The 18,995-nt window shown below is 60.0% G+C and carries 21 protein-coding genes and 2 pseudogenes; 9 read left to right on the top strand and 14 right to left on the bottom strand.

The window, feature by feature from the left end; translation table 11 throughout:
* From AAE029_RS10865 to AAE029_RS10855, 3 genes are read right to left on the bottom strand one after another with little or no spacing between them, the layout of a single operon-like run.
* Nucleotides 1–1,143, bottom strand: a complete 1,143-nt coding sequence (locus AAE029_RS10865) for an ABC transporter permease (RefSeq protein ID WP_371072834.1) — start codon at nucleotides 1,141–1,143, stop codon at nucleotides 1–3.
* Nucleotides 1,143–1,850 carry an ABC transporter ATP-binding protein gene (locus AAE029_RS10860; protein ID WP_371072833.1) on the bottom strand — a complete coding sequence of 236 codons (708 nt, stop codon included), beginning with the start codon at nucleotides 1,848–1,850 and terminating at the stop codon, nucleotides 1,143–1,145. The genes AAE029_RS10865 and AAE029_RS10860 overlap by 1 nt, the downstream gene beginning before the upstream one ends.
* Nucleotides 1,847–2,956 carry an efflux RND transporter periplasmic adaptor subunit gene (locus AAE029_RS10855; RefSeq protein ID WP_371072832.1) on the bottom strand — a complete coding sequence of 370 codons (1,110 nt, stop codon included), beginning with the start codon at nucleotides 2,954–2,956 and terminating at the stop codon, nucleotides 1,847–1,849. The genes AAE029_RS10860 and AAE029_RS10855 overlap by 4 nt, the downstream gene beginning before the upstream one ends.
* Nucleotides 2,957–3,192: 236 nt before the next feature.
* Here AAE029_RS10855 and AAE029_RS10850 point away from each other — a divergent pair.
* Nucleotides 3,193–3,827 (top strand): annotated as a pseudogene (locus tag AAE029_RS10850) (bleomycin resistance protein).
* A gap of 16 nt (nucleotides 3,828–3,843) precedes the next feature.
* Here AAE029_RS10850 and AAE029_RS10845 read toward each other — a convergent pair.
* A complete protein-coding gene (locus AAE029_RS10845; protein WP_371072831.1) occupies nucleotides 3,844–4,449 on the bottom strand; it encodes a TetR/AcrR family transcriptional regulator in 606 nt (201 codons plus the stop codon).
* A 101-nt stretch (nucleotides 4,450–4,550) separates the two neighbouring features.
* On the opposite strand from AAE029_RS10845, the gene AAE029_RS10840 reads away from it, so the two are divergent.
* On the top strand, nucleotides 4,551–5,075 hold the full coding sequence (locus AAE029_RS10840) for a DinB family protein (protein ID WP_371072830.1): 525 nt from the start codon (nucleotides 4,551–4,553) through the stop codon (nucleotides 5,073–5,075).
* Between the two features lie 37 nt (nucleotides 5,076–5,112).
* On the opposite strand, the gene AAE029_RS10835 is transcribed toward AAE029_RS10840, so the two are convergent.
* The 4 genes from AAE029_RS10835 to AAE029_RS10820 form a co-directional block, all read right to left on the bottom strand.
* Nucleotides 5,113–5,688: a GNAT family N-acetyltransferase gene (locus tag AAE029_RS10835; protein ID WP_371072829.1), complete on the bottom strand. Its 576-nt coding sequence runs from the start codon at nucleotides 5,686–5,688 to the stop codon at nucleotides 5,113–5,115.
* A 176-nt stretch (nucleotides 5,689–5,864) separates the two neighbouring features.
* Nucleotides 5,865–6,131, bottom strand: coding sequence for a DUF2312 domain-containing protein (locus AAE029_RS10830; protein ID WP_371072828.1), 267 nt, complete (start codon nucleotides 6,129–6,131; stop codon nucleotides 5,865–5,867).
* A 90-nt stretch (nucleotides 6,132–6,221) separates the two neighbouring features.
* Nucleotides 6,222–6,527, bottom strand: coding sequence for a DUF1244 domain-containing protein (locus tag AAE029_RS10825; protein ID WP_371072827.1), 306 nt, complete (start codon nucleotides 6,525–6,527; stop codon nucleotides 6,222–6,224).
* A 13-nt stretch (nucleotides 6,528–6,540) separates the two neighbouring features.
* A complete protein-coding gene (locus AAE029_RS10820; RefSeq protein WP_371072826.1) occupies nucleotides 6,541–7,332 on the bottom strand; it encodes an N-formylglutamate amidohydrolase in 792 nt (263 codons plus the stop codon).
* A gap of 209 nt (nucleotides 7,333–7,541) precedes the next feature.
* Between AAE029_RS10820 and AAE029_RS10815 the strand changes: the two genes are divergently transcribed.
* Nucleotides 7,542–8,018: a DUF1036 domain-containing protein gene (locus tag AAE029_RS10815; RefSeq protein WP_371072825.1), complete on the top strand. Its 477-nt coding sequence runs from the start codon at nucleotides 7,542–7,544 to the stop codon at nucleotides 8,016–8,018.
* The gene (pyk, locus tag AAE029_RS10810; protein WP_371072824.1) at nucleotides 8,018–9,457 is read left to right on the top strand and encodes a pyruvate kinase; all 1,440 of its coding nucleotides are present in this window, start codon (nucleotides 8,018–8,020) and stop codon (nucleotides 9,455–9,457) included. Before AAE029_RS10815 ends, pyk begins: the two co-directional genes overlap by 1 nt.
* A 51-nt stretch (nucleotides 9,458–9,508) precedes the next feature.
* Here pyk and AAE029_RS10805 read toward each other — a convergent pair whose 3' ends face one another.
* Genes AAE029_RS10805 through AAE029_RS10795 form a run of 3 tightly spaced genes read right to left on the bottom strand, consistent with a single transcriptional unit; the run spans nucleotide 9,509 to nucleotide 10,880 of the window.
* Nucleotides 9,509–10,063, bottom strand: a complete 555-nt coding sequence (locus tag AAE029_RS10805) for a DUF4865 family protein (protein ID WP_371072823.1) — start codon at nucleotides 10,061–10,063, stop codon at nucleotides 9,509–9,511.
* Nucleotides 10,060–10,464 (bottom strand): cupin domain-containing protein, encoded by a 405-nt coding sequence (locus AAE029_RS10800; protein ID WP_371072822.1) that lies wholly within the window; start codon nucleotides 10,462–10,464, stop codon nucleotides 10,060–10,062. Before AAE029_RS10800 ends, AAE029_RS10805 begins: the two co-directional genes overlap by 4 nt.
* Complete coding sequence (locus tag AAE029_RS10795) at nucleotides 10,464–10,880, bottom strand: tautomerase family protein (RefSeq protein WP_371072821.1); 417 nt, start codon at nucleotides 10,878–10,880, stop codon at nucleotides 10,464–10,466. Before AAE029_RS10795 ends, AAE029_RS10800 begins: the two co-directional genes overlap by 1 nt.
* A 118-nt stretch (nucleotides 10,881–10,998) precedes the next feature.
* On the opposite strand from AAE029_RS10795, the gene AAE029_RS10790 reads away from it, so the two are divergent.
* A complete protein-coding gene (locus tag AAE029_RS10790; RefSeq protein ID WP_371072820.1) occupies nucleotides 10,999–11,967 on the top strand; it encodes a LysR substrate-binding domain-containing protein in 969 nt (322 codons plus the stop codon).
* Between the two features lie 254 nt (nucleotides 11,968–12,221).
* Entirely contained in the window at nucleotides 12,222–13,040 is an 819-nt protein-coding gene (locus AAE029_RS10785; RefSeq protein ID WP_371072819.1) for a phytanoyl-CoA dioxygenase family protein, read from the top strand.
* An 834-nt stretch (nucleotides 13,041–13,874) separates the two neighbouring features.
* On the opposite strand, the gene AAE029_RS10780 is transcribed toward AAE029_RS10785, so the two are convergent.
* Nucleotides 13,875–14,822 (bottom strand): GlxA family transcriptional regulator, encoded by a 948-nt coding sequence (locus tag AAE029_RS10780; RefSeq protein ID WP_371072818.1) that lies wholly within the window; start codon nucleotides 14,820–14,822, stop codon nucleotides 13,875–13,877.
* A 128-nt stretch (nucleotides 14,823–14,950) separates the two neighbouring features.
* Between AAE029_RS10780 and AAE029_RS10775 the strand changes: the two genes are divergently transcribed.
* Nucleotides 14,951–15,790 carry an SDR family NAD(P)-dependent oxidoreductase gene (locus AAE029_RS10775; RefSeq protein ID WP_371072817.1) on the top strand — a complete coding sequence of 280 codons (840 nt, stop codon included), beginning with the start codon at nucleotides 14,951–14,953 and terminating at the stop codon, nucleotides 15,788–15,790.
* 251 nt (nucleotides 15,791–16,041) lie between these two features.
* The gene (locus AAE029_RS10770) at nucleotides 16,042–16,422 is read left to right on the top strand and encodes a pentapeptide repeat-containing protein (protein WP_188822279.1); all 381 of its coding nucleotides are present in this window, start codon (nucleotides 16,042–16,044) and stop codon (nucleotides 16,420–16,422) included.
* Between the two features lie 87 nt (nucleotides 16,423–16,509).
* Here the strand turns inward: AAE029_RS10770 and AAE029_RS10765 are convergent, their stop codons facing one another.
* A complete protein-coding gene (locus AAE029_RS10765) occupies nucleotides 16,510–16,881 on the bottom strand; it encodes a VOC family protein (RefSeq protein ID WP_371072816.1) in 372 nt (123 codons plus the stop codon).
* 248 nt (nucleotides 16,882–17,129) lie between these two features.
* Between AAE029_RS10765 and AAE029_RS10760 the strand changes: the two are divergent.
* Nucleotides 17,130–17,896: pseudogene (locus tag AAE029_RS10760) on the top strand (alpha/beta hydrolase family protein).
* A 112-nt stretch (nucleotides 17,897–18,008) separates the two neighbouring features.
* Here the strand turns inward: AAE029_RS10760 and AAE029_RS10755 are convergent.
* Nucleotides 18,009–18,980, bottom strand: coding sequence for a threonine/serine dehydratase (locus tag AAE029_RS10755; RefSeq protein WP_371072815.1), 972 nt, complete (start codon nucleotides 18,978–18,980; stop codon nucleotides 18,009–18,011).
* Nucleotides 18,981–18,995 lie beyond the last annotated feature (15 nt).

Here is an 18,995-nt window from a genome sequence, read left to right as displayed (position 1 = left end):
TCACCTCGTTCTGAAAGCTGCGGTGATAGGTATGCGCATGGCGTTTATGGCCGGCAGCGCGCCGGTCGCAAGGCCGAGGGCGAGAATGCAGGCTGTGGCCCTGGCGAGGACGGAGGCGGAGAAGACGAGGCCAAGTGCGGGGCCCGTGAATTCGGCCGCAAGCTTTGCGAGGGCGAGGCCGGCGGTTCCTCCGATAAGGAAGACGAAGAGCGTCTCGCCGAGGACAAGTACCAGGATATGTCGCCGCGAAAAACCCAGCGTTTTCAGGACTCCGATCTCGAAGGTCCGTTCGCGTACGGCGAAGATCATGGTGTTGACGACGATCATCAGCAGGGTAACGAAACTCGCGCCGATGACGAGATCGACGATGAGGCCGACATCGGCATATTGGCGCAGAAAGGCTTCGAGAAACTGCTTTTCCGATTGGGTCCGCGTCGGGAAGGCCGAATTGGCAAACAGTGTGTCAATCCGCGCGGCGAGCTCTCCCGCCGATACTCCTTCGTGCGGACGGACGATGAAGGCGTCCACCGTATCCTTGCTCTTCGCGCGCGCGGCGTTGAAATAGTCGTAGCGGGCGATCATGAAATAGGTGTCGGTATTCGCATTCTCTCCCTCGAAAATGCCGGCGATCTGAAAGCGCCAGTCGCGGCCGCCATCTTCCCTGGCTGTTTCGAAGGCGGTGACGGTGATGCGCTGGCCGACGGACCAGCGCTGAGCTTCCGCCAGTGTGCGGCCAACGAGAACGGTGTCGCGCCCCGCTCCGATCGCATCAATCAGGTCAGGCGTCAGGCCGAGCTCCTTGCCGTTGACGGTCATCAGCGCGCTCGGATCGGCGGCACTGACGGCGACGACATTCTTTTCCACCCCTGCGAAACCCCGCAGGCGCGCCATATAGGCCACGGCCGCGACGCCCGGCTCGGTCGCAATTCGCGACATTTGAGCGATCGGCAGGGGGTGCATGCGGCCGGCAGCGCTCATCACGCCAAGGATGTCATCGCTTGCACCAGCCGATCCCTGAGAACCATTGATGAAGCTTGCCGTCAGTCCATAGATCAGGAAGGCGACGGCGATGCAGACCATTAGGAGCAAGGTGCGGAGTGGCTTGCGCCAGGCGCTTTTTGCGACAAGTCGAAGGAAGGTCATCAGGCCGCTCCTCTTTCTTCGATGAAATGCCCCTTGTCGAGATGCAGGATGCGCCGGGCTTGCCGAGCGGCTTGCGGGTCGTGCGTCACCATGACGATCGTCTTTCCCAACTCCCTGTTGAGGAAGCCCAGCATCCGCAAAATCTCGTCGGCGGACTTGCGATCGAGATCGCCGGTCGGTTCATCGCAGAGCAGAAGGCCGGGATCGGTGACGATGGCACGAGCGATACCGACGCGCTGCTGCTCGCCGCCGGACATCAAGGCCGGGTATTGCCTTTCGCGACCGGCGAGCCCGACCAGGTCGAGCACCTTCTCGACCCGGACGCGTCGCTCCCTCGTCGAAAGCGGCTTGAGGAGGAGCGGCAGGCCCACATTCTCCGCCGCGTTCAGCATCGGCAGCAAGTTGTAGAACTGGAAGACAATTCCGAGGTTGTGCGCGCGCCATAGGGATCGGGCGGCCTCTCCCATATGGTCCAGCCGGTTGCCGCCGATGCGCAGTTCACCGGCATCCGGGCTGTCGATGCCGGCAAGCATGTTGAGCAGCGTCGATTTTCCCGATCCGGAAGGCCCCATGATGGCGACGAAGTCGCCGCGCGCAATGGCGAGATCGAGGCCGGAGAAGATCGGGATACTCTCTTTCCCGATCCTGTAGCCCTTCCTGACGTCTTTCACGGCGATATAGGGCTCTTCATTGAATTCTCTCGTCATTTCTCGATTGCTCCAGCTTGACTATCGGCGGTGATGCGGATGCGCGCGGCCATGCCCGGGCGGATGCCGGCCGGCGGGGCGATAAAGGAGAGGCGAAGGGTAATCGTGCCCTTGTCCGATGAGACCACCGGCGCGAGCCGTGAAATTTCGACGGCAAATGGCCGATCGGGAAAGCCGTCGAGCACCGCCTCGCCGCGAAGACGGGGCAGGAGCGAGGCGATGGTCGTTTCGGCGACGTCGGCATCGATCACCATGCTTTTCGTATCGGCGATCGTCAGCAGGCTTTGGCCCTCCTGCACGCTATCGGCGCGGTCAGGCACCGTGTCGCCGACATGGGCGCTTAGCCGCGTCACGACCCCCGCGATCGGGGCGCGGACAGTCAGAGCGTCGAGCTGCTCTTCGGCGATGCGGATGCTAAGTTCCGCCTTATCCAGCTCCTGCTCGGCCTGCGCGACATTGTTCTCAGCACTCTCCCGGCCGGCTCGCGCGTCTTCGAGTTGCTGCCTGGGGATGATGCGGGCCAGCGCCTCGTTGCGTCGGAGCGAGGATTGCGCCTGTTCGAGGGCAATGCGTCTGGAGGCAAGAACAAGCTCGGCCGAAGCGCGGGCGGCTTTCGCCTGCTCGAGGGAAAAACGGGCGTTGACATCGTCGAGGGTGACCAGCACCTGACCGACATCGACGCGATCGCCCGCTTCCACGGCGATATTCGTAATCTGGCCCTGATATTTGGAAAAAACAGTCGTGGAGCGTGGTGCGATCACATAGCCCGAGCCGGTCACCTCTTGGATTGCTGCAGGTGCCCTCCGGTTGGTGGATATCTCGTCGTTCCGTTCCGTTACCCGTTCGGACGGTATGCTGCGCTTTGCTTCCGGTTCGGGCAGGATCTGGCGCACGCTATCCGGAGGGTCTGGGAACAGGGCCTTGACGCGGTCTGATGCCGGCGGTCCGAAAAAGGCTGCAAGGACCACGGTGCTTAGGGCAAGCAGGCCGGAGGAAAGGGCAATCCGGGCAGTCTTGCGCGGCGGATCGATTGGGGGAACGGGCTCAAGGGAAAGCAGCTTGAGTGTTTCGGCCAGTTTGCGGTCGTGTTCGGTGATTGTGCTCATGCCGGCAGGATGCCCGGCTCGACGGGAAACTCGACCTGGAACGCATTTCAGGCCGTACTCGATCGCGATTTCGTACCTGGTGCATCCAGTTTGTGATGCAACATTCACCGCCGCCTCGTCCCTTGACGCAAATAGTCGGCCAGACTAGCGTCGATGGTGCTGCTGTAGGGCGCGTCGGCTTGCGAGCCGGAGGGGCATTGCCCGCCTACACCAAAGTCCAACCGTAGTGCGCGCCCATGCCAAATATCGAAAACCTCAGAAAGCAAGCCAAGCTATACCTGCGATGGCACCGTGAACGGTATTACCCTGTCGCGGCGCAGATCAGGTCGTCTCTTGCCCGCTTCCGGGACTTGCCCGACAGGGAAGTCCTCGAGCCAGGCTTCAAATTGAGTGATGCGCAGGAGCTTGTCGCCAGAAGACACGGGTTCGAAAGTTGGCCGGCGCTGATCAAGGGAATCGAAACCATGGAAACATCAGCAGCCTCCACCAGCAATGCCTCCGTCATCATGTCAGCCGACCTCAGCTCTTCGTTTTCGACATCGAGGTGGCGTGCCGATTTTACGTCGAAAAGCTCGGCTTCAGGATCGCGTTCTCCTACGGGGAGCCGCCATTCTATGCCCAGGTGTTTCGCGACGGCGGCCGCTTGAACCTGCGAAAGGTCTCCGGTCCCGTGTTCGACAGCGGTTTTCGGGCCAGGGAACGCGATGCCCTTTCCGCAACGTTCACGCTCGACGATCCCAAACCGCTTTTCCTGGAATATCAGAGCGCGGGCATCACTTTTCACCAGGCTTTGAGGACCGAGCCATGGGGAGCTCGCACCTTCATTGTGCAGGACCCGGATGGGAACCTGATCGCATTTGCAGGAGGGTAGAGGTCGGGGTCTGCCTCTAAGTTGTTGCTGATTCGCCTGTGGCTGAGAGATACGGGCTGACCAGTCGGATGAGTTCGTTCTGCAGTGCCGGGTCTCCTAATCTACCGCGGCGCGCGGCGTTATGGATTACCCCGTCAATGGCGTCCGAAATGACCAGCGCGGCCAGGTGGTCGGCCGCATTGGGTTGGCGTTTCCGATAGGTAGCGACTGCCCGTGCATAATAGGCGAGATATTCGATCTCAAATTCGCTGTTGGGATTCCGGTAGTCGTCAGAACTGGGAGCTTCATCGAGCAACACCCTATGCAGTCCCGGGCAGATGCTATGGGCGGCGATCATGTCGCGAACGAGGCTTGCCACGAATTGCTCCGGTGACAGCCCTTCGGTCTGGGACCTCTGCATGACGGCAAGACAGTCTTCGAGATGGCGACGGCGGATAGCATCGACCAGTGAGAGCTTATCCGGAAAATACTGGTAGAGCGAGCCAATGCTCACTCCGGCCAGGTCGGCAACCTTGTTGGTCGTGAACCCGGCCCAGCCTTGGTCGCTTAAAATGCGAGCACCGGCCTGGACAATTGTTTCTACCGTCGCGCGGGAGCGGGCCTGGCGAGGCTCCTTCCTCATCGCCGGTTGCTGCTTTGCAATGCGAGTAGACAACGGAGCTCCCTCGTAGAGAATATGAATAACTTGCTCACATTTTGTACAATTCGGAAGGACCGACCGCAATGAGCACCTTGCTTCAGGGACTCTACGGCTATCATGCCTGGGCCAATAATGACCTGTTCGATAAATTGGAAACTCTGGATCAGGAGCAGCATAAGGCCGAACTGCACACTGCCTTGCGGCTGATCAGCCATTACCAAGTGGTGGCCCAGATCTTCGCCGCCCATCTAAGCGGCGTGCAGCATGACTATACTTTCGACAACACGGCAGAGACGCCAACATTGGACGAACTGCGTGCTGCCGTAAGGTCCTCCGATCAATGGTATCTGGACTACATTCGGAACGTCTCGCCTGCGGATCTCTCCGAAGCTATCGCATTTGCCTTCACCGATGGCGACAGGGGCTATATGACCAGGGAAGAAATGCTTACCCATGTCGCGCTGCATGGAGGTTATCACCGTGGGGAGATCGGTCGGATACTCTGGCAGCTTTCCGTCAGCCCTCCGTGGGACACCTTTGCTGTCTATCTTCATCAAACGGAGCCCGCGCGGAGGCTACAGGGCGGCAAATACTCCGTTCCGGTTTGAAAGGACCCGGAAGGCTAAGTCGGCACTCCTCGACAGCTTATCGGTAAGCGTGGGGTGATTGGCTCCATTCCACGGCCAGAACAGCATAGATGTACTCGTCACCCCATTTGCCATTGAACCTGTCATTCTGTCTCAGGTGCGCTTCCCGGCGCAGCCCGAGACGCTCGACAACACCCACGGACCCCGCATTCTCGGTATCGAGCCGGGCAAAAATCCTGTGGAACCCGAAATCGGAAAATCCGGTGTCGATCATCTTTGCCACCGCTTCCGTCGCGTAGCCCTTTCCGGAAAAGGCAGGGTTGAAGACGTAACCGACTTCCGCTTGTAATGCTGACTTGCTGGCTACCCTCAGCAACACCTCACCTAAAATTGCATCGTCATCGCGACGGATAACTGCAAGCCTGAACACGTCGCCATCGCCCTGGAAAGGGGCTTTCAGGATTTTCGAGAACCGCCGTTCCAGATCGGCCGCGTCGGGTGTTGCTGCATATAGATACCGGTAAACCTCCGGAAGCGAGTGATAGGCCGCGTAGGGCTCGAAATCGCCGGCAGAGAAAGAACGGAGGGCAAGACGCCTGGTTTTAAGCGGAAGATCGAGCTTGCAGAGATGCATTAGCTATTAAACTCGAAAGGATAACGCTGAATTTCTTGGCAAAATTCCGCTGCAGGAAAATAGCCGCAAAAGCCGGAATTCTGCTGCCGACTTTTGCGACCGTAAGCATCTCACAATATTGGTCAAGACTCGCCACCGTTGCGGCGAACTAGTTATGCAATGGGATTGCGGAGCGCTCAGGCTTCTTCCGGTGCGCTTTCGATCATTCCGAGCGCATGAAGATAGGTGTCGAGGATCGCATCTTCCTCCATGCGTTCCTGCTCGTCCTTCTTGCGCAGGGCCACGACCTTTTTCAGGATCTTGGTGTCGAAGCCCATTCCCTTGGCTTCGCCATAGACGTCCTTGATATCGTCGGCGATGGTCTTCTTTTCTTCTTCCAGCCGTTCAATGCGCTCGACAAAAGCGCGAAGCTGATCGCGGGCGACGCCATGAGCATCAGACATCCTGTTCTCCTGATTTCGTGGATTTGAAATTCGACGCAGTGACCTGCCGCGAAGCGTCGCGAAGGTCAAGCCGATTCGGAGAGGGAAGGCTTATTCGTGGGGTTTGTTCAGCTCAAATGCGGCCTTTTGCACATCTGAAGCCTGTTTCTGGTGGATATCTTTCCACTGTTCATAGGGCATGCCGTAGACGATCTCGCGCGATTCGTCCTTGGAGATTTCGACGCCCGATTGTTCGGCGGCTTCGCGATACCAGTTGGAGAGGCAGTTGCGGCAGAAGCCCGCCAGATTCATCATGTCGATATTCTGGACATCGGTGCGTTCGCGCAAATGCGCAACGAGGCGTCGGAATGCCGCGGCTTCGAATTCGGTCTGCTGTTCCTTGCTAAGGCCGGTCATCTTCGCTCTCCTCTTACTCGTAGGGTCCGGTGCGCGAGGCGTGAACCTCATATTCGTGCAGAGCCGGATCTGCGTTCAGGGCCGAGAATATCGGCGCCAGCCGCTCGGCCCATCCCTCGATTCCAGCGGCATCGCTGATCAGATCCTGGCGCACTTCGAGAAGCGCATGCGGAATGCCTGTCATCATGCAATGCCGATACATGGTATCGCCTTTGAGCGCCCCGTCATAGGGTTCGTTGTCGCCGACGATGAGATGGGGATCGTTCCGCAGCATCGCAAGAAGCGGGACGACGGCACGGGGATCGTTGTCCCACAGGACGCCTGCCTGCCAAGGCCGCGGAATTTTCTTCCAGGCGGGCGTGAAGGAATGAAGGGAAAGCACGAGCGGGGCCTTGCCCGTCCGGTTGGCGACAGCATCGATCGTCTCCGCGACCGCGCGGTGATAGGGGCGATGGTAGGTCTCCAGCCGATAGTTCCACTCCTCGTCGCTGATCGGATGGTTGCCCGGAACGATTGCGCCATCTGAAATCTTCATGATCAGCGTCGGATCGTCCTCGCCGCGATTGGGATCGATCAGCAGGCGGGAGAAGCCACCGAGAACGGCAGGAACGCCGAGCGTCGCGGCAAGGCTCCGGGTCAGTCCTTCGATGCCGATATCGAAGGCGATATGGCGGGAAAAGGCACTCTCGGGCAAGCCAAGACGCCCGTAGCGCTCCGGCAGGCGGTTCATGGCGTGATCGGCCAGGATGACCATGCCTTTGTCATGTTCGCCGGATATGGTTTCGAAAGGTTGAAAGTCGGTCATGAAGAAATTGTCAGTGCCTTTGCGGAAGAGCATTTGCTTGATCGCATGCCCCGGCGGGAGGCGCAAGCAGCCAATCCGGCAGGAGCCGGGTGCGGGAGGCGGGCGTACCGTTTTGAAATTTAATCGATTAGAGTTGCGTTGACTTTCGTTTGGCGTCAGCGCAAGAAGACAAGAATAGCGAATAACCGTGGAGCCCATTGGAAACCGTGTTGAGCCAAGTCGCGCCTAGTTTCGTTTCGCGCTTCGGGACGCCTGCCCGCCTAGCCTTATTCATCCTCGCCTCCGCTGCGCCTTTCTTCTTCCTGACGAATACCGCGCGCGCGGATTTCCGCGTCTGCAACGGCACTCAGAACCTTGTCGGCGTGGCCATCGGCTATCGCGCCAAGGAGGGCTGGACCACCGAAGGCTGGTGGCAGGTTCCGGCGACGACCTGCGCAACTCTGATCGAGGGTGAACTGCAATCACGTTATTATTACCTCTACGCCGAGGATGCGGCCCGTGGCGGCCGCTGGACGGGTGACATCCAGATGTGCGTGGCGGAAAATGAGTTTAAGATCGTCGGCGTGCAGGACTGCTACGCGCGCGGTCACCAGAAGATGGGCTTCAAGGAATATGACACGGGCCGCCAGGGCAGCTGGATGGTTCAGCTCTCCGATACTCCCGGTGCACAGGAAAGCCAAAATTGATGAAGCGTAACCGTAAAGTTAAGATCCTCGCCACGCTCGGACCCGCCTCCTCGGACGAGGCCGTCATCGAGAAGCTCCACGCGGCGGGAGCCGACCTTTTCCGCATCAACATGAGCCATGCCAGCCACGACCTGATGCGCACGCTCATCGGGCGCATCCGCTCGGTCGAGCAGCGTTCCGGTCGGCCGATCGGCATTCTGGCCGATCTGCAGGGCCCGAAGCTGCGTGTCGGCAAGTTCGCCGACAGCAAGGTCGACCTGAAGCCGGGCCAGACCTTCACGCTGGATGACAAGGATATACCCGGCGACAATACACGCGTCTTCCTGCCGCATCCGGAGATCCTCGAAGCGGTCCAGCCTGGTCACCGCCTGCTGATTGATGACGGCAAGTTGATGCTGCGCGCCGAGAAATGCGATGGCAAGAGCATCGTGACGACGGTTGTTTCCGGAACCAAGATTTCCGATCGCAAGGGCGTAAGCCTGCCGGATACGCTGCTGGGCGTCGGCGCGCTCACGGAGAAGGATCGCATCGACCTCGATGCCGTGCTCGCGACGGGAGAAGTCGACTGGGTCGCGCTTTCCTTCATCCAGCGGCCGGACGATCTGGCGGAAGTTCGCAAGATCGCGCGCGGCCGTGTCGGCCTGATGTCGAAGATCGAAAAGCCGCAGGCGATCGAGCGCATCGAAGAGATCATTGAGCTTTCCGACGCCTTGATGGTTGCCCGCGGCGACCTCGGCGTCGAAATGCCGCTCGAATCCGTTCCGGGTCTCCAGAAGCAGCTCATCCGTGCCTGCCGTCGCTCCGGCAAGCCGGTGGTCGTCGCCACGCAGATGCTGGAATCGATGATCTCCTCGCCGGTACCGACACGCGCCGAGGTTTCCGACGTCGCGACCGCCGTCTTCGAAGGCGCCGACGCCGTCATGCTTTCTGCCGAATCCGCCTCCGGCGACTATCCGGTCGAGGCCGTCACCACCATGGCATCGATCGCGAGCACGATCGAGCGCGAGCCGCATTATCCGGGCATCATCTATGCGCAGCGCGCGCAGCCAGAAGCAACCGGCGCCGACGCGATCTCGCTTGCAGCCCGGCAGATCGCCGAGACGCTGAAGCTCTCCGCGATCGTCTGTTACACCTCGTCAGGCACGACAGGTCTTCGCGCTTCCCGCGAACGTCCGCAGGTGCCGATCATCGCGCTCTCGCCGATCATTCAGACGGCGCGCCGCCTTTCCGTCGTCTGGGGCCTGCACTGCGTCGTCACCCATGACGCAACGGACCTCGACGACATGGTCAACAATGCCTGCCGCATCGTCGCCTCGGAAAGCTTCGGCAAGCCGGGTGACCGTATCATCATCTCCGCCGGCGTGCCGCTCGGAACGCCGGGCGCGACCAACATGCTGCGCATCGCCTATATCGGCTCGGACGGCCTCAGCGGCGTCTGATCCGGACCACGTGATTGGCAGCCCGCCCGTCCCACGACGCGGCGGGCTTTTTTATGCTGCCAGCGACATGTGCCCGACACGATAGATCTGCACACCGCTGCCGGATTGCGGCGGTTCGCGCCATAGTCTGAATCGCACCCGCGTCCAGGTCGTCGGCTCGAAGCCGGAGACGGAGGCAAGCGCGCTGTACCGCTCGACATCGGTGATGGCATCCTCGCTTTCCCGTCGGCGGATATCGGCGAGCGGGGCATAGGGTTCCGTCTCCAGAATTTCCCGCGTGGCGAATGCCGAGCGGCCGACATGCGATGTTACTTCCGCCTGCCAAACGATCCATGTCCTCACGCCGGGCCAGCCGAAGGATCGGGTCAATCCCTCGAAGCCTGGACCACAGAGAAAATCGCTTGCGCCTTCCGGCTTCTGCCAGAGATAGAAGGGTGCATAGAGATTTTCCCGGGAATCGAACTCGTCCCGGCGCGCGCTGAGATAGGTCTTGAAGGCAAGGTTCGGAAAGCCGTCGAGTATCGGTCCCTTTTCGCGGATGCGGCGGTCGATGATGTCCATGTCATAGTCCGCGGGCAGGGTGAAGCTGTATTGCATGGCGATCATCGTTCTTCCTCCACCGGTTCCAGCCAGTCGACGAAGCGCCCACCCTCCATCGGCTGGACACTGATATAGCTGAAGGGACTGTCGGCGGCAGCGCCATGCCAATGCCGCTCACCGGCGGCGAACCAGACGGCGTCGCCGGCGCGGATCTCCTCGGCCGGACCGCCGTCGCGCTGGGCCAGTCCGATACCGGAGAGGACATAGAGCCATTGGCCGCGCGGATGGGTATGCCAATGCGTAAGCGTGCCGGGATCGAGCGTGGCCCGCATCGCCGTATTTTCACCGTCAGCGCTGCCGTCGAGCAGCATTTCGACCCAGAAGGGTGCGGTCGAAACGCCCTCCGGCGCGTGGGTCGCATGGCCCGGGCGGCGGATGGTCATGCGCGTCGGATTGATGCCGGTCATCACTTTCCTCCAGTCGCGCGGGTTTCCCAACCAGCTTCCGTCATCTGCGCCTCGCCATTGCCGAACGACCATTCGTCGGCTGTGCTCGTGCTGATGATGACCATCACGTCCTCGGGCCGCAGGCCGGGCGATTGCGCCAGCAGTTCGACGAGGCGCCTGTAAAATGCCTTTTTGACCTCCGTCGTGCGCGGCCTGCCGGTGGAAAGCGCGATCAGCACGAAATCGTCCGAGCGCGGTCCGGCAAGATAGTTGCGATCGAAAATCAGCTCTTCCGGATCATGCTGATGAATGGCCTGAAAGCGATCGTTCGGGGGAACGTTGAAGCTCTCGACGATCGCGCGATGCACATTGTCGGATATTGCGCGCAGATAGTCCGCGGACTTGCCCTTCAGAAGGGAGATACGGGCGAACGGCATGGGCTTTCTCCTGATAGTTTAACCTGGGTCATCTTGACACCAAGTCTATCGCACGTCACGATAATGCGAAAAATCAGAATTTATCGGACATATCGTCCATAAAAACAGGACTATTGAGATGCGACGGACGATCTTCGATCTGGATGTGCTGCGCACATTCGCGACCGGCGTGGAACTGGGCAGCTTTGCCAAGGCGGCCGACAGGCTCGGCCGATCGACCTCGGCCGTGAGCGCGCAGCTCAAGAAACTGGAAGAGCAGGCGGGCACGCCAATTTTTCGCAAAGCGGGGCGCGGCCTCGCGTTGACGGAAGCCGGCGAGACCATGCTCGGTTATGCCCGCCGGCTGCTGGATCTCAACGATGAGGCGGCAGCGGCCGTTCACAGCGTCGAACTCGAAGGCTGGGTGCGGCTCGGGCTGCAGGAGGATTTCGGCGAGACCCTGTTGCCGGAGGTGCTTGGCCGCTTTGCGCGCGCACACCCGAAGGTCAGGATCGAGGCGCGCGTCGTGCGCAATGTCGAATTGCTCGAGCGGGTGACGACAGGCAAGCTCGATCTCGCGCTCGCCTGGAGCGACGGTGCGTTGACGCCGCACTACGAGCATATTGCCGAGGTGCCGATGTGCTGGGTCGGCCCGGCAGCCGGTGCAAATGCCTGGCAGGCGGAGCGCGGTGAGCCGGTGCCGCTCGCTTCGCTGGAGGCGCCTTGCCTGATGCGAACGGCGGCGACCAGGGCACTGGACGCGGCCGATCTCTCCTGGCGGCTTGCCTTCGTCAGCCCCAGTCTCGGGGGATTGTGGGCGGCGACAGCCGCCGGATTGGGTCTGACCGTCCGTACGCCGATCGGGCTGCCTGCCAAGGTCAAGCCGCTGATCCCGCGCGAAGCCGGCCTGCCGGATCTGCCGAAACTTGGCCTTGTCCTGCATCGCGCCGAAGCGGAGCCCGAACCTGCGACGGCGAGGTTGGCTCAGATCCTCTTGCAATCCGTCCATGAAGCGGTACGCAAAGTGCTACCTCGGGCGATCACGGGAGGCGGCCGCTATTCGCGGACGTCGACAGCCAAGGACGTTGTCGAGAGCGCAGTACAGTGAGACGCGTCAGCATCTGGGTGCGCAGCAGCTTTCCGTTCACCGTTGACCCTGCCTTCGGTCAAGGTTAGTTTGCCGCCATGATGATCCTTACTCTCAATATCGCGTCGGTCTTCTTCATAAGCCGCTGAGGCGTCGCCGCCGGCGAATGAAGACACGGGCCTATGACAGCTTTTCGCTGTGGCTTTGGTCTTGACCGAAGCAAACCTTTCCCTGCCCGCGTCGCTGGGTAACGGGTTCAACAATTGAGAGATCTCATGACAAATGATGCATATCCAGGTGCGCCTGCGCTCAGCGATGCGCAGGTTCGGCAATTCATTCGAGACGGGTTCGTCCGGATAGACCGAGCCTTTCCCCGAGAACTGGCCGAAGAGGGCCGCGCCATCATGTGGCGCGATATTCCCTTCGATCCGGACGATCCGGCGACATGGGCAAAGCCGGTCGTCTGGCTGCCTGGATATGGCGGTGAGCCATTCAATACGGCAGCCAATACGCCCATTCTCCGCGCGGCTTTCGATCAACTCGTCGGCAGAGGGCGTTGGCTGCCTCGCGACGGTCTTGGAGCCTTCGTCGTGCGGTTTCCGCATCCGGACGAGCCCGGCGGCACCGGCTGGCACGTCGATCTGAGCTTTCCAGGTGACGATTGCGATCCGAACGAGCAGCGCGACTTCTCGTCCTGGCGCGTGAACGTGACGTCTCGCGGCCGGGCGCTGCTGATGCTCTTCCTCTTTTCTGACGTGGGAACGGAGGATGCGCCGACGCGGATCAGGGTCGGCTCGCATATCGACATGGCAAGGTTCCTCGAACCTGCCGGCGAGGCGGGCCGGTCGCACATGCGGCTCGAAAAGATGGGCGCTGATCGCCCCGAAGCGCTGGCGACCGGGGAAGCGGGCACTGTCTATCTGTGCCATCCTTTCCTCGTTCATGCGGCGCAGCAGCATCGAGGATCGACGCCGCGGTTCATGGCACAGCCGCCCCTCGGTCTGGCGGAACCCTATCAGCTGCATCGGGAGGACGGTGCCTATTCGCCGGTCGAGGTCGCGATCCGGCAGGCTTTAAGCGATCGCATGCGTTAGAGCCGGATGATTTCTGGATCCGTCTCTCAATAGAAAGTTGGAGCGGGTGCCGCCGGAAAGCCGTGCACCCTTTTCGGCCTCCTGCTCCCACGAGTGCGCCTCGTTCTGCCTCACCAAGTCAGTCCAGCGGACGGCGTCCGCGCCGTAGAGATTCGATCGGAAAGTGTTGCTAGCAACGGATCTCGGGGATTGTTGTCTGGTGTTGACGCTTCGCCACACGCCCTCTTCCCTGTGCTCGTCACAGGGATCCAGCCGCGCCGTGTCCGCGGCGCGAGGGACTCGTTTTTCAACGCCAGCGGGAGCAGAGATGTCTTGCTCTGTTCCATCACATTGACAAGGGACGAGTATGTCGCCTTTGCCTCGCCCTCTCCGTCGTCCTTGGTCGTCGGGTTAAGCCTAGGGATGAGGCGAGGATCCATTTCCATGGCAGCTTATGTATGGATCCTCGGGGCCAAGGCCCGAGGATGACGGAGTGTGGGGGAGCCGTGTGCCAAACGAGACTTCTGACGACATCCGACAGGAGTCTTTTCGCCGTGCGGACGCACGGCGGCTGGATTCCTGTGACAAGCACAGGAAAGAGGGAGAGCGGGGAGGCGTTCGCGCCAGATAACTGCCCCAGAGAACGGCCATAAAATCATGGCCGGGCTTGCTATGCCGCCCCTCATCAAACAGGCAATCTGGTGAAAGCTCACATCTACAGCGCCGTGCGTCTTTTCAGACGCACAAAGGACGCTGTAGCACTTTGAAGTGCTGCATGTTTAGATCGGTTCCGATTTACGGAAAGTCTTACGCAATTCCGAACGGAAAACCGCGCGCACTTTTCTGCATCCCGCCCTACGCCGCATACTCGCGCTGGACATTGCGGCGGATCGCCTGTGGCGGCTGGCCGAAGGCACGCAGAAAGGCGCGGCGCATCCGCTCGCGGTCGGCAAAGCCGGTTTCCGTAGCGACGACGTCGATCGAATGGCGGCCCTGTTCCATCATCAGACGGGCGGCCTCCACGCGCAGATTTTCGACTGCCTTTGCCGGTGATTGACCGGTTTCGGCGCGGAAGGCGCGGCTGAACTGGCGCGGGCTGAGATTTGCGGCTTCGGCGAGTTCCTCGACCGAAAGCGGCGCTTTCAGATTGCTTCTGGCATAGGCAAGCGCACGTTGGATGCGGTCGGATTTCGGCTCCAGTTCGAGCAGGCTGGAGAATTGCGACTGACCGCCCGCACGGCGATGATAGACGACGAGCTTGCGTGCGACCGCGCGGGCGACCTCAGCGCCATGGTCCTTTTCGAGCATGGCAAGCGCGAGATCGACGCCCGCGGTCATGCCCGCCGAAGTCCAGACGGATCCGTCGACGATGAAGATACGGTCTTCCTCCACCCTGACTTTGGGATAGCGCGCCTGCAATTCCCGCGCGATATACCAATGCGTCGTCGCGCGGCGGCCATCGAGTACTCCGGAATCCGCGAGCATGATTGCACCGGTGCAGATTGCAGCAACCCGGCGCGACGTCGAAAGAGATTGGCGGATAAAGGCGCTTTCGCCTTTTGTGGGCAGCCGGATATCCGGCGCCCCCGAGACGATCAACGTGTCGAAGCCCGGGTCGCCGAATGGCCTGGTATCGATCGTCATTCCGAAGGAGGAGCTGGCGATCGGCCCGCCTTCCTCCGAGAGATAAAGGACTTCATATGCCTTGTCTCCGAGATGGATATTGGCGAATTCGAAAACCGATACAGCCGCCAGGCTCATGGTCTGAAAGCCCGGAAAAAGCAGATAGGCAACGCGCTGCATGGCAATCTCCTTCTGTCGCTAAATCATCTGTCCTAAAAGGTGGTATATATGACATTCATGCCGCAAGCAATCCGGCGTAAGACTCTTCTCAACGCGGCAGACGCCCGTCGCGAAAAGGAGATTGGATCATGACACAGGAACATAAGGGCAAAGCACTGATTACCGGCGCCTCTTCCGGTATCGGCGCTGTCTACGCCCACAGACTGGCAAAACGCGGCTACGACCTCATTCTCGTTGCCCGCAATGGCGAACGGCTTCAGGCGCTTGCGAGCGGTCTGACGGAAGAAACCGGCAGGACAGTGGAAACGCTGGTGGCCGACCTCGGCAACAGGGCCGATCTCGCCCGGGTCGAAGATGTGCTGAGGGCCGATCAAACCATCACGCTGCTCGTCAACAATGCCGGCGTCGGTGCAACGGCTCCGTTGCTTTCGGCTGATGTCGGCAAGATGCAAGACATGATCGAGCTCAACGTCACGGCCTTGACGCGGCTGACTTATGCGGTCGTGCCGGGTTTTGCCGCCCGCGGCGGCGGTGCGATCATCAACATCGCCTCGATCGTCGCCATCGCGCCTGAGGTCCTCAATGGAGTCTATGGTGGCAGCAAGGCCTTCGTGCTCGCCTTCAGCCAGTCGCTCAAGCATGAGCTACATGACAAAAATATTCGCGTGCATGTCGTCATTCCGGGCGCTACCGCGACCGAATTCTGGGGCATCGCCGGCACGCCGGTCGAGCATCTGCCGACGGAGATCGTCATGTCCGCGGACGATATGGTCGATGCTGCGCTTGCCGGCTTCGATCAGGGCGAGTTCGTGACGATCCCATCTTTGGCCGACGCCAGCCTGCTCAACAACTATGAAAAGGCCCGCCAGGCGCTGGCGCCGAACCTTTCGCGCTCCACCCCGGCGGCACGCTATCAGGTCGCAGATCGGGAAAACCCAGGGCGGGCTTTGACGCCAACCCTTATCTGAAATGACCAATACTTTCTGTCGCGAAAGTCGTCTGCAAAATTCGAAATCATGCGACCGACTTTTGCGACAGAAATTCTCCGCAGAATTCAAGGAGGCGAGGCGATTTTATCGCAAATGTCAGGGATTTTCGCGACAAACGGCACGGCCAGAATTGGCGCGGGCTCGTTTCGATTTCAGATTCGACGGTCGCAAATGATTGCGCAATCTGGCATCCTTTGGGTCGCAATCATGATTGACCTTAGGAAACGACAATGAGCGATCACCAAGAACACAACCCATTTGATGGCCCTCAGATGCAGGGAATGCATTACGAGCGGGCCGATATGTCAGGCGCTAATTTCGATGGCGTAAACCTCGCAGACGCACGGTTTTACGCTGTTTTGACTAAGGCAAAATTCACCGACACCAATTTAAGCGAAGCGGTTTTTGACGATATCAGCCTTGCAGATGCGCGCTTTAACAACGTCAATCTGTCCGGAGCCGCCATCACGAATGCAAACCTATCGCGATTGACCATAAGCGGGGTCACGTTGGCAGATTCAGACATCAAAGATGCCGATTTGACTGGGATGCGGATCAATGGCGTTCTCGTAACCGATCTATTCATGGCCTATGAAAAGGCGAAAACCTGAAGGCCATTTGCTTCCAAGACAATGCACAACGCCGCAGAAATCCTACAGACCGTCCGAAAACGGTGGCGGCTTGTGCTCCTGGACGTTTTAGGACGGTCTGCAGGAAATCTGCGTCTTTTGCACGACACAGAAAAGATTGCCGTCTGGGTCTTGCAAGACCACGTAGTCAGCACCCTGCGGATAGCGCCACGGATATTGCTTCGCTCCGATCGTCATCAAACGACGAACCTCCTCCTCCTGACAGTCGGTATAAAGGTCCAGGTGCAGCCAGCTTCTCCGCCAGCCACGGCGATCGCGGGCCTGAAAGGAAATATTTGGGCCACGACCTTCAGGATCACAAAGCACAATCCAGTCACTGCTTGCAGGCGCACGCGGTACATAGTGCAGGGCTTCCTGCCAAAACGCGACCATGCGCTCAAATTCGTAGCAATGGATCACGATCGAGCCGATTTTTATCATTCTGAAAACTCCGGCACCTCGGGATTTATTTGTGGCCGCCTTGCCCTTGGCAATACGGAATGGTTTCTGCGAACTAAAACTACATAGCGCTGTCGCTAAAATTCCGAAAACTGAGATACGTTTTGCGCCAAAAACCACTGACGTAACCGGTCTTAGCAATTGTGCGACAAGTCCACCAGAATGCACCGACAGTGGATGTTGCCAATGCCTCAAGTTGAAGTACTGTCTGCCCTGTACGCCAAAACCTGATGGTGACTATGCCGGTAGTGACTCGACATCTAATCGACCGGGGTGACGGAGCCGCAGTCGAGCTTTTTCAAGCTCAGGCTCCGAGCGAAACGCCCGCAGGAGCAATTCTCTTTGTCCACGGCAATCAGGGTGGCCGTCTCCTGGGAGCGGTAGAGGCGATCAATAATGGCGCGCTGCTTCGATTCTGTTCTGGTTTGAATATCACTGCGGCGGCGATCTCACAGCCCGGCTTTGGGGCTTCAGATGGCCCTCCAGATTTCTGCGGTCCAAAAACCCAGCAAGCGATTATAGCTGCTCTCGCCTTTCTGAGGGAACAACCTTCCGTCGATCCTGGCCGTATTGTTCTCTATGGCAACAGTCGCGGAGCCGTTGCGTCGGCAATGGTCGCCACTCAGATTTCTGATCTGCGAGCAGTCATTCTATCTGGCGGCGTCTACGATCTTGAAGTTGCTTATCACGAGAGTTCACACGGTTTGCGATGGGCGATCGAGAAGGAGGCGGGCCTATCGAGAGAAGCCTTTCTGGTTCGCTCTGCGCTGCATCACGCACCTGAAATTCGGTCGGAGACAATGTTGCTGCATGGAAAGCATGACGACCGCGCTCCTGTTGCCCAAGCCGAATTCTTCTCAAAAGCTCTGTCCGACGCGGAGTCCCGGTTACGCTTCACGTCTTTGAGTGTGGACATCAAATTCCAAGGAGCCACACGCAGACAGCTCTCGGTCCCTTCCTGCCGAGGATGTTCAATCCCGTCGTGACGTACCACTAAAGCCCGTCGCGTGAAAAGAGATTCACGCGACAGGCTTTAGGCTATTGTTTCATGCATGTCGTTGCCGCAAAACCGCTGTACACTTTTGCGCGGGTGACGCCCCGGCCGCAGCTCAATTATACTTCAATGCCGTTTCGAAGATGTCGGTGTCGACATTGCCGCCTGACGTGACGGCGATCACGGTATCGCCTTCGAGCGCGTCGCCGTGGAAGAGTGCTGCCGCGAGTGCGACGGCGCCGCCGGGTTCGACGACGATCTTCAGACGCTTGAAGGCAAGCGCCATGGCGTGAAGGGCCTCCTCGTCGCTAACGACGATGCCAGGGCCGCAGAGCCGCTTCAGGATCGGAAAGGTGATGTTACCCGGCTGCGGCGTGACGATGGCATCGCAGATCGAGCCGGACATGGCTGCATTGCGTTCGATCTTGCCGGAGGCGAGCGAGCGCGTGGTGTCGTCAAAGCCTTCGGGTTCACAGGGCCGCACCCGCATCAAAGGCGCCTTCGCCTCCAGGGCAAGCGCTATGCCCGAGCTCAATCCGCCACCGCCGCAAGGCACCAGGACCTCGGCCGCGCCGATACCGGCTTCGGCTGCCTGCTCGGCGATTTCAAGACCTGACGTGCCTTGGCCTGCGATCACCTGTGGCTCGTCAAAGGGCTTGATCAGCGTGAGGCCGCGTTCGTTCGAAAGCCGCGCACCGATCTCGTCCCGGTCTTCCTTCACGCGGTCGTAAAGCACCACCTCGGCGCCGAAGGCACGGGTGTTGTCGATCTTCAGCTTCGGCGCATCGGTTGGCATGACGATAACGGCGGGGACGCCGTGCAGCTTCGCGGCAAGTGCCACACCCTGGGCGTGATTGCCCGATGAAAAGGCGATGACGCCCCTGGCCCCGACAGCAGGCTCCAGCGCCGAGACCGCCGACCAACCACCGCGAAACTTGAAGGAACCCGAATGCTGCAGGCACTCCGCCTTGACGAAGAGGCGCCGGCCGGCGATCTCGTCGAGGAAAGGGGAGGAGAGAAGCGGCGTGCGCCTTGCGTGCCCGTCGAGGCGAGCACGGGCGGCTTCGATCATTGCGATATCGACCATGGGAGGACTCTATTG

This window comes from Sinorhizobium sp. CB7 (assembly GCF_041357635.1).
Lineage (GTDB): Bacteria > Pseudomonadota > Alphaproteobacteria > Rhizobiales > Rhizobiaceae > Rhizobium.
Note: the sequence above shows the minus strand (reverse complement) of the source record. Positions and strands in the feature narration are given on the sequence as shown.

Bases quoted from the DNA above. Each gene is read 5' to 3' on its own strand.
- AAE029_RS10865 (WP_371072834.1), bottom strand. From the start codon at position 1,143: ATGACCTTCCTTCGACTTGTCGCAAAAAGCGCCTGGCGCAAGCCACTC.
- AAE029_RS10860 (WP_371072833.1), bottom strand. From the start codon at position 1,850: ATGACGAGAGAATTCAATGAAGAGCCCTATATCGCCGTGAAAGACGTC.
- AAE029_RS10855 (WP_371072832.1), bottom strand. From the start codon at position 2,956: ATGAGCACAATCACCGAACACGACCGCAAACTGGCCGAAACACTCAAG.
- AAE029_RS10845 (WP_371072831.1), bottom strand. From the start codon at position 4,449: ATGAGGAAGGAGCCTCGCCAGGCCCGCTCCCGCGCGACGGTAGAAACA.
- AAE029_RS10840 (WP_371072830.1), top strand. From the start codon at position 4,551: ATGAGCACCTTGCTTCAGGGACTCTACGGCTATCATGCCTGGGCCAAT.
- AAE029_RS10835 (WP_371072829.1), bottom strand. From the start codon at position 5,688: ATGCATCTCTGCAAGCTCGATCTTCCGCTTAAAACCAGGCGTCTTGCC.
- AAE029_RS10830 (WP_371072828.1), bottom strand. From the start codon at position 6,131: ATGTCTGATGCTCATGGCGTCGCCCGCGATCAGCTTCGCGCTTTTGTC.
- AAE029_RS10825 (WP_371072827.1), bottom strand. From the start codon at position 6,527: ATGACCGGCCTTAGCAAGGAACAGCAGACCGAATTCGAAGCCGCGGCA.
- AAE029_RS10820 (WP_371072826.1), bottom strand. From the start codon at position 7,332: ATGACCGACTTTCAACCTTTCGAAACCATATCCGGCGAACATGACAAA.
- pyk (WP_371072824.1), top strand. From the start codon at position 8,018: ATGAAGCGTAACCGTAAAGTTAAGATCCTCGCCACGCTCGGACCCGCC.
- AAE029_RS10805 (WP_371072823.1), bottom strand. From the start codon at position 10,063: ATGATCGCCATGCAATACAGCTTCACCCTGCCCGCGGACTATGACATG.
- AAE029_RS10800 (WP_371072822.1), bottom strand. From the start codon at position 10,464: ATGACCGGCATCAATCCGACGCGCATGACCATCCGCCGCCCGGGCCAT.
- AAE029_RS10795 (WP_371072821.1), bottom strand. From the start codon at position 10,880: ATGCCGTTCGCCCGTATCTCCCTTCTGAAGGGCAAGTCCGCGGACTAT.
- AAE029_RS10790 (WP_371072820.1), top strand. From the start codon at position 10,999: ATGCGACGGACGATCTTCGATCTGGATGTGCTGCGCACATTCGCGACC.
- AAE029_RS10785 (WP_371072819.1), top strand. From the start codon at position 12,222: ATGACAAATGATGCATATCCAGGTGCGCCTGCGCTCAGCGATGCGCAG.
- AAE029_RS10780 (WP_371072818.1), bottom strand. From the start codon at position 14,822: ATGCAGCGCGTTGCCTATCTGCTTTTTCCGGGCTTTCAGACCATGAGC.
- AAE029_RS10775 (WP_371072817.1), top strand. From the start codon at position 14,951: ATGACACAGGAACATAAGGGCAAAGCACTGATTACCGGCGCCTCTTCC.
- AAE029_RS10770 (WP_188822279.1), top strand. From the start codon at position 16,042: ATGAGCGATCACCAAGAACACAACCCATTTGATGGCCCTCAGATGCAG.
- AAE029_RS10765 (WP_371072816.1), bottom strand. From the start codon at position 16,881: ATGATAAAAATCGGCTCGATCGTGATCCATTGCTACGAATTTGAGCGC.
- AAE029_RS10755 (WP_371072815.1), bottom strand. From the start codon at position 18,980: ATGGTCGATATCGCAATGATCGAAGCCGCCCGTGCTCGCCTCGACGGG.